This window comes from Hyphobacterium sp. SN044 (assembly GCF_021864465.1).
In the GTDB taxonomy this organism is placed as follows: domain Bacteria; phylum Pseudomonadota; class Alphaproteobacteria; order Caulobacterales; family Maricaulaceae; genus Hyphobacterium.
On sequence record NZ_JAKKUV010000007.1, the window covers coordinates 45521 to 57642 of the forward strand.

Sequence of the window (12122 nt, forward strand, 5' to 3'; positions counted from 1 at the left end):
CGGCCGCGAAGATCGGATAGAGGCCGAGCGGCAGGCCCATGCGCCGCTCCAGCACGGCAATGCCGCGCCCGCCGAACCAGCCGATCAGCCCGCCCGCGATCAGCGACCAAACAATGCCGATGCCGAACCACACCGGGTTCGGCGCTTCGCCCGCGCCCAGCCAGGCGACGAGCGCGGTGACGAGGATCACCGCCATCGGGTCGTTGAACCCGGATTCCGCTTCCAGCGTCGTCGCCACGCGCGGCCGCGCCTTCAGCTCGCGCCCCGCGATCAGCATCAGCACCGCTGCGGCGTCGGTCGACGACACGATCGCGCCCATCAGAAGGCTTTCCACCCAGGTCAGCCCGAACAGGTAGTGCGCGCCACTGCCGGTCACTGCCGCGGTGATCAGAACGCCCGCCGTGGCCAGCGACAGCGAGGGACGGAGAACGCCCTTGAGGCGCCGCAGGCTCGTCCCCAGCCCGCCATCGAACAGGATCAGCGCCAGCGCCAGCGAGCCGACCGCATAGGCGACCCCGTAATCGTTGAACATGATCTGGCCTGGCCCCTCCTCGCCGGCCAGCATGCCGATGCCGAGAAACAGGAGGAGGAGCGGCGCGCCCGCGAGCCTGAGCAGCGCCGCCCCGCCAATGGCGAGGAGGACGAGGCCGGCGGCCACGAGAAGCAGGAGATGGGCAGCGTCCATTCGGTCGGCCGGGTCTGGCTGAAGTGCGCAATACGGGAATGGGCGCATTGAATGGAACGCGCAAGCCCTGTAAGGGATGCTTCAACGCACCCATAGCTCAGCTGGATAGAGCGTTGCCCTCCGAAGGCAAAGGTCAGAGGTTCGAATCCTCTTGGGTGCGCCATTTCCCAATGATGAACGGTGTTGCTAGAATGTTCCGGACCCGGATTCGGAGTGACGAATGGCGCGCGAAGATGAGCCTGTGCGCCTGACCGAGGACGAGGAAACCGGCGACCGGTTTCTCGTCTATGGCGGCAAGGACGGATTCCGGCTCGACATCCGCTACGAAGGCGAAACCCTGTGGATGACACAGGCCCAGATCGCGCAGCTTTTCGGGCGAGATCAGTCCGTTATCTCTCGGCATATCGCCAATATTCTCGAGGAAGGTGAGTTGGACGAGGAAGGGAATATGCAAAAAATGCATATTGCTAATTCCTCAAAACCCATAACGCTTTACAGCCTCGATATGGTGATTTCGGTCGGCTTCCAAGTTCCCCCCGAGCCTCCCGCGATCGTCTTGCCGATCGAACACGCGCAGATTGGGCGTGGCCGGGTCTTTTGTTCTTGCAAGCTTTAGCCAAGATGTAGTGCATTGGTGTGTCCATAGCGACGCATGCAAAGGTTGCGTGATTCCGTCAATCATCTTCAAGGTGCGGCAAAAACTATGAACCCGGAGAACTTTGATGAAGGTGACCTGATGAAGGTCATCAACATTGATGAAGAAAGCGGGTTTGCTCTGTTCCGAATGCTCGATGGCAAATCGGCAAAAGCCCAAGGAATTGAACCAGGATCGCTTAGCTTGGGCGACGTTGTTTTTTATGGAGCTGATGGGTTGACCAAGGTCTCAAGAGAGGCATGGCCAACGTCACGGCAGATATCAATCGTTCGCGAGGTTCAGGACGACGGAACAATTCTCGGTGAGTCAGGTGGTTTGCTTTCTATTCTTACCAATCCGATTGGGTTTTCGCTAAGAAAAGACTCGACGGTCGAAACGGACACCTGGGGCGCAATTCAGCGAGTGCTCTCGGATCAACCAATTCGCCCAAGGCCATCTCACGACTATGAACTTCTTTCTCCATCGGCGTTCCTTGTTCGGCCTGACGACGACGGACTGTCCTTCGATGATTTCGGAGGGTACCCAAACGTCGTAGCGCGAGCGAAAGAGTTGATCGAAACTCAACTGGAGCGTCGGAGCGAGCTAGAAGAAATCGGTGCGCGCCCCGTGAAAGGAATATTGTTCACCGGACCGCCTGGCACCGGGAAAACGCATCTTGCAAGAATTATTGCCAATCAGTCAGGGGCTGATTTCTACGAGATTGGCGGCCCTGAAATCGTGAGTAAATGGGTAGGGGACACCGAGGACATACTGAGGAAAATCTTTGAGGCTGCCAACGCATCAGAACGCGGCAAATCAATCATATTCTTTGATGAGATAGATAGTTTGGCTGAAAACCGATCAGAAAACATGCAAGACTCGTCAAGGAAGCTTGTCGCACAGTTTCTCACGCTACTGGACGGCTTCGATTCAGGCGAGAACGCCACAATTGTGATCGCTGCCACAAACCGAGTCGAGGCTCTTGATCCGGCTCTAACTCGTCCAGGACGATTTGATTGGGAAATTGAGTTTGGACTTCCGACGCTCAAGGACCGAACTGAGATATTGAGAATCGGGATGCGAAGGATCGGGTGTGCAGACGATCTGCCTATCGTTGAGGTCGCTACGAGAACGCATAATTGGTCCGCGGCGCGCCTAACCTCAATTTGGACAGAAGCGGCACTAATCGCAGCGAGCGATGGTAGAAAAAGAATAGCCGGTGAAGATTTCGCGCAGGGCTATGAACGAGTCGCGCGTCGTCCGGAGCGACAGCAGAAGAGCCGTAGTTTGAATGGTTAGACTTATTCGACGATTTCCCTGGGTCGTATTCGGGAAGAATCTCTCCACTCCTGTGAATGGCCGTGTGCCAGAGCCGTTGCGGGAATTCGTCTACTTAGACGAGGTAAGCCTAGCCAGTCTCCTGGCGTCGCAGAAGGGAGAGTTAACGGACAACATCGTGGATCAGTCTGGTGAAGAACTGATCGCGGAAGTGGGCGCAAAAGTATCAGCTGCTGCGCCTCTATCACCCTCGGCGGAACTGAATTCTCGATTTCAGACGTCAAATAGTTCCGCGCTTCAAACCATGAGAAAATCCAACGCACAATCTTTATTCCGAGAGTTGCATAAGATAAAAGGTTTGAAGAAAATTGAACCCACTAAAGTTCAGGAGAAGTTTGATTCAATAGATGATTTATTGGAATCGGAAGATCTAAATATAAAATTTCGCGTATCAAATATAAAGAGGGGCGATCTTATTGAAATTAAGCTTCGCCTTTCTGCGTCGTTCATATTTCAAATGAGCACGATGATTGCCGAGTTTTCTGAAATGTTTGACGAAAGTCCGTTATTTTTTATGAATCAGGTTCGCTTCTCTGACGTTTATCAGGCCCGCAACGCCAATAAAATAATCACAAAGCTCTTGGCCGGATTGATTCCGATTGACGGCGTGGCAACTGACTACTTTGTGATAGATTATAACAATGAATGTTACATCATTCACAACGATGCACTCGATACTTCGGGCTTGAACGGTTTGCCGCTCAAGGTGGTTGGGGTGACGGAACACCTCGCTTACTGGAAGGATATCAGACGAATCCTCTTTGCAGACAATGAATTCACGATGCTGTGCAGAGTGGCGAAGCCGGGACTTCAGACTGAGTGGAACCCTATTAAGGTCGCAGATATATTTCGAGAATTCGCGCCCGATTTGGCATTGCAGGTAGAAGCTGCAAGCCGCAGCGCAATGACGCAGTCAGCATCGACGAGTCGACCATCTGTCGAGCCAAGAATTACGCATTTGGTGCTAGCTCTTCAGAGTTATAAAGACGCGCTCATTATGAATAAGAAACTCATACCCACTACAAATCAATCACAGAAAATGAATAATTTTATCGCCCAGATGAATTTCACTAATACTTCTGCCGAAGCGCAGAGAGAGGCATTTTGGCAAATTAGAGCGTTTATTGAAGGCGCTTTTGAGGTTAAATATGAACCTATTGAAGATTTAGAGATCCGTAACGCAGTTCGCGCTGAGCACAATCTTTCGCTATTTATACAAGATTACAACCCGCCGAGCCAGCGTGTCGCTGCACCAGAAGATTTGCGGTCCTCAACAAAGGCAAATTTGCTAGATGTAGAGGTCGTTGCGATTTACTGGTAAATGGCGATAGATGATTGGCTTGATCATTAAGGGCTTCGCCCCACGCACGCGCAAGGGTGCGGTCTCCCGAGCATCGCCCGCCTTCGCTGACTCTATGGCGAGGCCGCAGCTGCCGCACTAATCCTTGCTGGCGCTTCCCCGCTTTCTCTGGCTTGGCATGGGCTGCAAGGGAGTTTGCAGCCGCTTCTCTATCGGCTGAGATCGGAACCATTGCGGCTTCTGGGCCGCGTGCGGTCTTGGGTCTGTGACTGCCGCTTATCCTAGAAGGCTGCGAAGCGTTCGGCGCGTGCGGCCTCGACCCCCTTCGTAAAGGAGCGGGCGCCGTGGCGAACCTGCTGCCGCAGGCGGAGGTGATTGAGGCGTTCCTGGTGGCGGCCCGGAGGGACCCCTACATCTCCCTTTCAATCACCCCGCAGGCGATGCGCTCGCCCGCCGCGCCGGAGGGCTGGGTCTCGTAGTCGTCGGCGCCGGAATGGAGGATCAGGGCGGAACCGTCGGCGTCAAACAGGGCGTTCTCGCTCTCGAAGCTGACGCGGGCGTTGAGCACCTCGATGTGGAGCGCGCCGCTTTCCGGCACGTGGATGTTGGGCATGTCGCCCGGATGCGGACCGGCCGCGCGTTCGAAGCCGTGCACCGCTTCGCTTTCGCCGTCGGCGGTTTCGGCGTTGTCCAGCCTGGCGGTCATGTGCTCGCCGGCAGTGGAAAAGTCCGGGCTGCAGGACCCGGTCTCGTGAATATGGAAGCCGTGCTCGCCTGCGGGCAGGCCGGTCAGCTCCGCCTCGATCAGCACGCCATTGGGCGTTTCGGTGAGCGTCACATACCCGGCGTCACTGCCGTCCGGCCGGTTCAGCCGGGCCGAGGCGAGCCTGTGTTCGGCGCTGGCGCGCATCGCGATCGGGTCGTCGGCCTGCGCAGCGGGCGCGGCGAGGGCGAGCGGCGCAAGCGCGCAGATCAGGGCGAAAGGCGAGGACGTCTTGAAATGGGGCATCGGGGGACTCCGAAAATCGGCAGCTATGCTCTTGAAACTTCGACCCCCCACTCCACGTTCCCTATCTGAACGGTCGGATCACACGGCCGGACTTTTCCTCCTCCAACAAGAAGAAGGGCCCAAGCCATGACCGAGATGAACCAGACCCAATCGCCCCAGAAGCCCGCGCGCGTGATGACCGCGCACGAGCCGATGCACCCGACGCGGAAATTCCCGCTGCCGCGCGAGGAACGCACGCGCACCCAGCGCTGGATCCACCGCGCCGCGCTGACCGCCTTCGTCGCGCTCGCCATCGCCGTGGTCGCCAACCAGGCTGTCAGCTATCTGGCCTGATCCGTATAAAGCGGACGCAAATTGAAGGCGGGCCGTCCTTCCGGGGCGGCCCGTTCTGATTCCGGTATGGCTCAGCGCAGATTGAACAGCATCCAGATCCCGCCGAGATAGACCGTCCCCACGGCGAGCGAATCGAAGCCGACCCCCGCGACCATCGGGTCACGGCGCTCGATCAGCCCGGCCATGTAGATCCCGGTTACCACGATGCCAATCATCGCTGCCAGGACGGAGAAGGGCCCGACCGTGTTGAGCACGGGTTCGCCGGAATAGGCGAGATCAACAAGGAAGATCAGCGCGATATCGAACAGATTGGTGCCGAAGATGTCGGACACCGCCATCACATAGCGCCGGATGCGGATCGCCGCGATGACGGTGGAAATTTCCGGCAGAGAGGTCGCGATCGCCACGAAGACCGCGCCGAAAAAACTCTGCCCCAGCCCCGTCTCCTTCGCGATGCTCTCGCCGGATTGGGCCAGCAGATAGCCCATGGCGAAGATCGTCAGCCCGGCCAGCGCGGTGCGGCCATAAAGGCCGAGCGCGGAACGTTCGGCGCCTTTCTCCGCCTGCCCGACCTCCTCGGCCGGGGGCTGGCCGATCACCTTCCATGACGGATTGCCTTCCGACTGCACCACGAGGCGCAGCGAGAACAGGAAGGCCGCAAACAGGCCCCAGCTCCAGATGCCGGCCCCGAACAGGGCGATGTCGCCCACCGTGATGCCGGCCGCCACGAGCGCGGTCAGCAACATGCCGAGCGTCCCCTGCAAGAGCACGATCGGATCCGGTACGGCCTGGGTCAGCGCGCCCTTGCGGATCAGCGCATCGGCGAAGGCGAGGATGGCGACCTGCATCGCGAAGCCGCCGAGGAGGTTGTTGACTGCCAGTTCGGCATTGCCGGTGATTGCCGCGCTGCCTGCGACGGCGATTTCCGGCGAGGAGGTGATGCCGCCGAGCAGGAGGACGCCAAGCGCCGCCGAACCGATCCCGGTGCGCCGTGCGATCGCGTCGGCATAGTAGGCGAGGCGCGTGCCCGCGGCCCAGACCGCGCCGGCCGAGACCGCGAACAGGGCGATCAGCCCCCACAGCGGAAGGGCGGCGAAATCGATCATGGCCGCGAGCGCCTGGCCATCAGACGATGTAGCGCGACCAGCTGCCGTAGTTGTGCTTCACCTGTCCCTTCGGCAGTGACAGGCCGATCAGGGCCAGGCCGGCGGCCATGTCGGCGGCGATCTGGATACCGTTGCCCCCGACGATGAAGGGCATGATCGTCAGCGCCATCCCCAGCACGGTGATCAGGAAGCGGGCCGAGCGCGCCGCCTCGGCAAAGGCGGTCACGGCCACGGTCACCACCAGCGCGCCGATGATGTGGTCGGCATTGGCCATCGCACCTTCCGTGCCCAGCGTCAGCCGGGTGAACATCAGCCAGATACCGATGGCGATACAGGCGAGCAGCGACCAGGGCGTCGACATGCCGCCGCCCAGCATGTCGGCCACGATGGCCTTCGGGCTCTGTTCGAAATCGTCTTCCTTGCGCTCGTCCGCGCCTTCGTCCGTGTCGCCCATCAGGAAGACGCGCAGGAAGGGCCGCCCCGCCTTGACCCGGCGCGCGAGGAATTGACCCGTCGCGACCAGCTCGTCGATCGAATAGGGGATCTGGATCAGCATCGCTGCCGCCGCGATCAGCGTCAGTGTCGCCCAAGTGCCGATCACGACCGGCTGGATGATGATGAAGGTGATCGAGACGATACCGAGCGGCACGATCATGATCCCGAACAGGATCACCAGCCACGGCATGGTGCGCCAGCGCCGCGCCGAACCGACGAGGCCGACGAGAATCTCCAGCATGTAGGCCAGCCCGCCGACCCCGGCGTCGGACACCGGCCAGGCTTCCGACACGCTGGAAGTGATGATCTCCTCGGTGCCGTTCTGCGGGTCGGTTGCGCTGCCCGCGAAGAAGGGCTCCCACACGCCCTCGATATGCCCCAGCTGATAGGCGGCGAGGTGGCGCGAGACGAAGAAGCCCACCACGGCCAGTACGATGATGGGGATGCGCTGAAACCAGCTCGAGGGTGTGTAGTCCCAGCCTTTCGGCACGGTCGGGCCGGTGGTGGCGGCGACCGGGTCGATCCCCGGTGCGGGCCGCGCCGCGCCCGCGAAGCCGAACACCAGCGCGCCGACCAGCGTGCCGTTGAGATAGGCCGCCGCTGTCGGAGCCCAGAAGACGAGCGGGGCGAACATCACCCATACGCCGATCGCCGCGACCGCCCAGCGAATGAGCGAAAACCGCCAGTCGAGCGTCAGGAAGGCCAGGAGCGTGATCAGCACGCCGCTGACCCCGTCACTCCAGCCCATGGCGGCACTCTCATAGCCGAGAATGGCCGGGCTGGTGATCAGCCACAGGCCGAGGCCGATATTGACGAAAGGAGCCCACAGATTGGCGAAGTGTTCGGTGCGCCGTTCGCGCTCGGCCTTGACCCGCAGGTTTTCAGGATTCTTCGACCGTTCGGCCGCGGCCGTCAGCCAGTAGGGCGGTGTCAGGCCGTTGCGCTGATACCAGCCGAGCGGATCGGATTTCAGCGATTTGACGAGGCCGGGCAGCGCGTCGTGCAGCGAATGCTTCGGCTCCCAGCCCAGCAATTCCTTCGCCTTGGTGATGTCGAGCTCATAGTGATCGCTCGCCATGTCGACCATGAAGGGCCGGATGAAGGGCTTCTCGCCATGGTCGAAGGAATCCGGGATCACCGGTTCCGCCTTGGCTTCCAGCCAGGCCGCCGCTTTCGCCAGCGGTTTCGGCAGGGACACGGTCGCCCAGTGGTCGTCGCCGTGGATCAGTTCGCCCAGACGGTCCTGAAGCTCGTCGTACGGGATTGCCTCCGGTTCGCCCGCCAGAATGACGGCGTCTTCGGGCAGCGATTTGCGTTTCTTCACCGCGGCCGCGAAGGCGGCGGCCATATCGTCCTTGTGGATCATCGCCTGCCCGATCCCGGTCGACCCTGCATAGGCATGCGATTTCGGATCGCGCTCGTAGATTCGGCGCATCTGCTCGGTCAGCGTCGGGACGGCGCTCTCCTCGTCATAGAGGCCGGCGAGATGGAAGAGCAGGTAGGGGATTTCCCCGGCTTCTTCGCGGATCACCGCTTCCGCATCGGCCTTCGACTGCGGGTAGATCCATTGCGGATCCAGCTCGGTTTCCTCGGTGACCGGCAGGCCGGGCTCGCCCGCCCGGTGCACCAGCATCGTGCCGGAATAGATGAAACGCTCGACGGAATAGTCCCGAAGCGCGCGTAGCAGGTGCCGCGTGCCTTCGACATTCAGTTTTTCGTAGAGCGGATGTGCCTCGCCGGAAAAATCGAAATAGGCAGCGAGGTGGATGACGGCGGCAAAGCGTTTGCCATGTTTGTCCGCGACGCCGGCGAGCGATTTCGAAACGGAGTCGGGATCGGTGAGATCGGTCTCGAATGTCTCGCAGTCCGCCTTTTTTCCGGGCAGGTCGAGACCCACCAGCGTGTAGTCGGACTTGAGCGCGGCAATGATCGCGCTGCCGACATTGCCGGCCGCGCCGGTAATCAGAACGACGGGCTTGCGGGTTTTCCGGGCTTGGCTTTTGCGCCGGTCGGAACCAGCCGCCTTTGTCGAGGCCATGCAGCCTCCCTGCGGGATCGCTTCTCGCAGGACTCAACGCAGCGTGCCGGTCAGTGTTCCGAAATCAGAATTTGCCGTCGGGCTGGTCTTCGACCTGGCCCTTGGCCTGGCGGTCGAGCGTGGAACGGATTTCCCGGATCAGACCGGAACGCTCCGGGTCCGGATGTTGGGCGTCGGCTTCGGCCTGCGTCAGCTCGGTCAGGATTTCCTTCAGCCGGTCTTCGCGCTGGCCGCCGGAATAGCCCGAATCCGCCAGCAATTGCTGGATTTCCTGACGATCAATGCCTCTGGGCACCTCGCCACTCTTGTCCTTGTGGTCCTTCATGCTCCGAAAACGCGACAGAGCGGGTCTGTGTTCCGGAACATGGACGGCGCGGCGGCGTTGGCCCTGCATGACCTCACCTGACCCGAAAACAGGACAGCCCGATCCGCGCCAAGGCTATCCCGCCCGTAAGGCGCGGCAGGGCGATATCGTGCTGCGGCACAGGAGCAGCCGGTGGATATTCATCGCCGCGCTCGCGGTTGCCGCCTTTTCCGGAGTGATCGTCGTGGCACTGTCTCTGCTGGCCTAGCGCGAGGGAACATCGCCATGGCCGCCGCGTTGGCTTGGTGTGGCCGGGATGCCGACTTCGTTCACCCGACGGGCAGGCCTGTCCCCGGCCCGGCGGCCTGCCCCCGCCAAGAGGGACGTCCCATGACACTGGTCAAGGAAATCATGACCCCCAATCCGGACTGGGTGGCACCGACCACGCCGGTCACCGAAGCCGCGAAGATCATGAACGACCGCGATATCGGCGTGCTGCCGATCGGCAAGGACGACAAGCTGGTCGGAATGATCACCGACCGCGACATCGTCACGCGCTGCGTCGCGCACGGGCTGGACCTCGCGGACACCCAGGTCGGCTCCGTGATGTCGGAGAAGGTCCTCTATTGCCGCGACACCGACGATATCGACTTCGTCGCGCTCAATCTCGGCGAACAGCGCGTTCATCGCCTGCCGGTGATCGACGAGGACAAGCGCCTCGTCGGCATGATCACGACCGGCGACATCGCCGCGCATGGTTCGGCCAGCAGCGCCGGACTGGCGCTGAACGGGATTGCAGGCTGACCGGCTTTCCCCGCGGGTGGCGGCATGGCTAGAGTGTCGGCGAACGCCGACGAGGTCTGCCATGCTCCGCTCGATTCCCGTACTGCTTGCAGCCGCCTTGCTCGCGGCCTGTTCCCCGGCAAGTGAGCCGTTCGCTGCGGGCGGACCGGTCATTCTCACCGTTTACGGCGATGTGTCCGACACCAATCGCGGCCCGGTGGAGCCGGGCCTCGAACCGCTCTTTGAGCGCTACGGGATGGATTTCGCGGCGGCGCGCAGCTTCACCTTTTCCGGCCTGTCAGCGATGGAGCAGACGGAAATCTCCGTCACCTATCCCGACGGCGGCGAGCCTCAGCGCTTCACAGGCCCGCTCGTGCGCGATGTCCTGACCGCCGCCGGGGCCGAGGGCGAAACCGCCATCGTGTCGGCCTTCGACGGCTATCAGCGTCAAATCCCGGGCGCGCGCTTCGAGGACCACGACGTCATCCTGGCCCTGACCCGCAATGGCGAGCCGCTCGCCATCGGCGGTTTCGGCCCTGCCATTCTGGTCTGGCCGCGCGACGACGATGCCGCGCTGGCCGGTCAGAATGACGACGACTGGGTCTGGGGCGTGTTCGCGATCGAAATCGCTTCCGAGTGAACCTACTCCGTCCGCGGTGACGGGCTGTCAGGCCGGTCGAGCGACTGGATCGTCATGCCGGTTACCGCATCGCCGTCGCGGCTGAACACCACGCGGATATCGTCGAGCCCTTCGAGCATGAAACGGTCACCGCCGAGCGGATCCATCCGAAGCGCCGGTCCGCCCTGACGCTGGTAGAAGAGCGCCCCGTCCTCGAAATAGACCCGCCGCGGCCCGTAGACGCCTTCATAGGCGAGCGCGCCATTGAGGCTGACCGGATTGCGGCGCGCCTCGATCGCTTCCCCGGCCCATTCCAGACCCCGTCGCTGCGCAGGGTCGTCGAGGGTTTCCAGGATGCGGTCATAGGCGAGCAGGAGGGCGGCATCGAGCGCCTCGTCGGCGGGCACGTCGACATCCGGGATCACGCCCGTCCCTTCCCAGTTCGTGCCGGTGATCGGATTGCGCGCCGAGCCATCGGACACGAAAATCTCTAGCCCGCCGGGCAGCGGGTGAAATCCGCCGGGATTGCCCGCCCCGTAGGTGGTTTCGCCAACGATTGTCGCGCGCTCCATCGCCTGGAGGTGATAGGGGAAGGCCTCGCCCGCCGAGCCGGTGCGCACGCTGGTCAGCACGTAAAGCGGCACGTCCGGGCGCGATTCGCCCGGCAGCCAGGCCAGCGCGACGAGCTCCGAGGGATATTCCCGCGCGCTCGACACGAAGGTGTTGATCACCGTCTCCTCGCGCGGATCGAGGAAATGGCTGATGATGAACTGCACCATCGAGGGTGCGCCGCCCGTGTTCTGGCGCATGTCGAAAATCACCGCGTCGGTGTTTTCCACGAAATTCAGTGCCGCCAGCGCGGTGTCGCCGCCGACCTGCGCCGGGGCGAAGCTGCGCATGTCGATATAGCCGACATTGCCCGGCAGGATGGACACTTCCCGGAAGCCGTAATTGCTCTGCGCCATCGCCGCGAGCCAGGCCGCTTCACCGCCACCGGGCTCGCCATCGGGTGAGCCTTGCGGGCGGGATGGAGCCATCCGCACGGCAAAGTGATTGTCCTGCGGACGCAGCGCCTGGGTCAGCGCGTTGGCGAGGTCGGCAACCGTACCGGCATCGTCGAACGCGCCCGATTCCAGCTGGTTGCGCAGCCCGGCAGCGATCTCCGCGCCGCGATCGGAATCGTAGAAATTCTCCGCTACTGCATCGGCGGCGGCACCAACGATCTCGCTGCGCTGGCTGGCGTTGAGAGCGGCGCTGTCCTGCGCGCGCACGCCGCCACTGGCCAGAAGAAGGAGGGCGGCCGCCCCGAGGATCATCGATCGCATCCCGAAATCTCCCGTCAGTAAATTCAAATCCGACGCTAGACCGAAATCACTCGAATCGGACCTTAATTCGCGGTCAGCGGACGGAAAGGCGGGCGCAAAAACCCGTTGCGTCATGTGCGTGGCCTTCTAGGCTGCGCACAAACGAGGGGAAAC

Annotated in this window: 13 protein-coding genes and 1 tRNA gene; 8 read left to right on the forward strand and 6 right to left on the reverse strand. The window is 61.7% G+C overall.

Going from position 1 to position 12122, the window contains the following annotated elements; all coding sequences use genetic code 11:
• Positions 1–685, reverse strand: a 685-nt coding sequence (locus L5876_RS10650; RefSeq protein WP_236956340.1) for a cation:proton antiporter, incomplete at its 3' end; no start/stop codon positions are given.
• Between the two features lie 86 nt (positions 686–771).
• Here L5876_RS10650 and L5876_RS10655 point away from each other — a divergent pair.
• The 4 genes from L5876_RS10655 to L5876_RS10670 all read left to right on the forward strand — a co-directional run bounded on the left by L5876_RS10655 (position 772) and on the right by L5876_RS10670 (position 3978).
• Positions 772–848 (forward strand) — tRNA-Arg (locus tag L5876_RS10655).
• Positions 849–905: 57 nt separating this feature from the next.
• Positions 906–1301: a hypothetical protein gene (locus L5876_RS10660; protein WP_236956341.1), complete on the forward strand. Its 396-nt coding sequence runs from the start codon at positions 906–908 to the stop codon at positions 1299–1301.
• Between the two features lie 45 nt (positions 1302–1346).
• Positions 1347–2618 (forward strand): 26S protease regulatory subunit, encoded by a 1272-nt coding sequence (locus tag L5876_RS10665; protein ID WP_236956342.1) that lies wholly within the window; start codon positions 1347–1349, stop codon positions 2616–2618.
• Positions 2619–2775: 157 nt separating this feature from the next.
• Complete coding sequence (locus L5876_RS10670; protein WP_236956343.1) at positions 2776–3978, forward strand: hypothetical protein; 1203 nt, start codon at positions 2776–2778, stop codon at positions 3976–3978.
• A 388-nt stretch (positions 3979–4366) separates the two neighbouring features.
• Here L5876_RS10670 and L5876_RS10675 read toward each other — a convergent pair whose 3' ends face one another.
• Complete coding sequence (locus tag L5876_RS10675; RefSeq protein ID WP_236956344.1) at positions 4367–4966, reverse strand: superoxide dismutase family protein; 600 nt, start codon at positions 4964–4966, stop codon at positions 4367–4369.
• Between the two features lie 126 nt (positions 4967–5092).
• Here L5876_RS10675 and L5876_RS10680 point away from each other — a divergent pair, with 126 nt between their 5' ends.
• Entirely contained in the window at positions 5093–5299 is a 207-nt protein-coding gene (locus tag L5876_RS10680; RefSeq protein WP_236956345.1) for a hypothetical protein, read from the forward strand.
• Between the two features lie 71 nt (positions 5300–5370).
• On the opposite strand, the gene L5876_RS10685 is transcribed toward L5876_RS10680, so the two are convergent.
• The 3 genes from L5876_RS10685 to L5876_RS10695 form a co-directional block, all read right to left on the reverse strand.
• Positions 5371–6405, reverse strand: a complete 1035-nt coding sequence (locus L5876_RS10685) for a sodium:calcium antiporter (RefSeq protein WP_236956346.1) — start codon at positions 6403–6405, stop codon at positions 5371–5373.
• Positions 6406–6424: 19 nt separating this feature from the next.
• Complete coding sequence (locus tag L5876_RS10690; RefSeq protein ID WP_236956347.1) at positions 6425–8938, reverse strand: vitamin K epoxide reductase family protein; 2514 nt, start codon at positions 8936–8938, stop codon at positions 6425–6427.
• A 64-nt stretch (positions 8939–9002) separates the two neighbouring features.
• Positions 9003–9263, reverse strand: a complete 261-nt coding sequence (locus L5876_RS10695; protein WP_236956348.1) for a hypothetical protein — start codon at positions 9261–9263, stop codon at positions 9003–9005.
• Positions 9264–9330: 67 nt separating this feature from the next.
• On the opposite strand from L5876_RS10695, the gene L5876_RS10700 reads away from it, so the two are divergent.
• The 3 genes from L5876_RS10700 to L5876_RS10710 all read left to right on the forward strand — a co-directional run bounded on the left by L5876_RS10700 (position 9331) and on the right by L5876_RS10710 (position 10665).
• Positions 9331–9510: a hypothetical protein gene (locus L5876_RS10700; RefSeq protein ID WP_236956349.1), complete on the forward strand. Its 180-nt coding sequence runs from the start codon at positions 9331–9333 to the stop codon at positions 9508–9510.
• 122 nt (positions 9511–9632) lie between these two features.
• Entirely contained in the window at positions 9633–10046 is a 414-nt protein-coding gene (locus tag L5876_RS10705) for a CBS domain-containing protein (protein ID WP_236956350.1), read from the forward strand.
• A gap of 61 nt (positions 10047–10107) precedes the next feature.
• Positions 10108–10665 (forward strand): molybdopterin-dependent oxidoreductase, encoded by a 558-nt coding sequence (locus L5876_RS10710; RefSeq protein ID WP_236956351.1) that lies wholly within the window; start codon positions 10108–10110, stop codon positions 10663–10665.
• Between the two features lie 2 nt (positions 10666–10667).
• On the opposite strand, the gene L5876_RS10715 is transcribed toward L5876_RS10710, so the two are convergent.
• On the reverse strand, positions 10668–11969 hold the full coding sequence (locus L5876_RS10715; protein WP_236956352.1) for a S41 family peptidase: 1302 nt from the start codon (positions 11967–11969) through the stop codon (positions 10668–10670).
• Positions 11970–12122 lie beyond the last annotated feature (153 nt).

Coding starts and splice junctions, on each gene's coding strand:
- L5876_RS10660 (WP_236956341.1), top strand. CDS start 906: ATGGCGCGCGAAGATGAGCCTGTGCGCCTGACCGAGGACGAGGAAACC.
- L5876_RS10675 (WP_236956344.1), bottom strand. CDS start 4,966: ATGCCCCATTTCAAGACGTCCTCGCCTTTCGCCCTGATCTGCGCGCTT.
- L5876_RS10680 (WP_236956345.1), top strand. CDS start 5,093: ATGACCGAGATGAACCAGACCCAATCGCCCCAGAAGCCCGCGCGCGTG.
- L5876_RS10685 (WP_236956346.1), bottom strand. CDS start 6,405: ATGATCGATTTCGCCGCCCTTCCGCTGTGGGGGCTGATCGCCCTGTTC.
- L5876_RS10690 (WP_236956347.1), bottom strand. CDS start 8,938: ATGGCCTCGACAAAGGCGGCTGGTTCCGACCGGCGCAAAAGCCAAGCC.
- L5876_RS10695 (WP_236956348.1), bottom strand. CDS start 9,263: ATGAAGGACCACAAGGACAAGAGTGGCGAGGTGCCCAGAGGCATTGAT.
- L5876_RS10700 (WP_236956349.1), top strand. CDS start 9,331: ATGACCTCACCTGACCCGAAAACAGGACAGCCCGATCCGCGCCAAGGC.
- L5876_RS10705 (WP_236956350.1), top strand. CDS start 9,633: ATGACACTGGTCAAGGAAATCATGACCCCCAATCCGGACTGGGTGGCA.
- L5876_RS10710 (WP_236956351.1), top strand. CDS start 10,108: ATGCTCCGCTCGATTCCCGTACTGCTTGCAGCCGCCTTGCTCGCGGCC.
- L5876_RS10715 (WP_236956352.1), bottom strand. CDS start 11,969: ATGCGATCGATGATCCTCGGGGCGGCCGCCCTCCTTCTTCTGGCCAGT.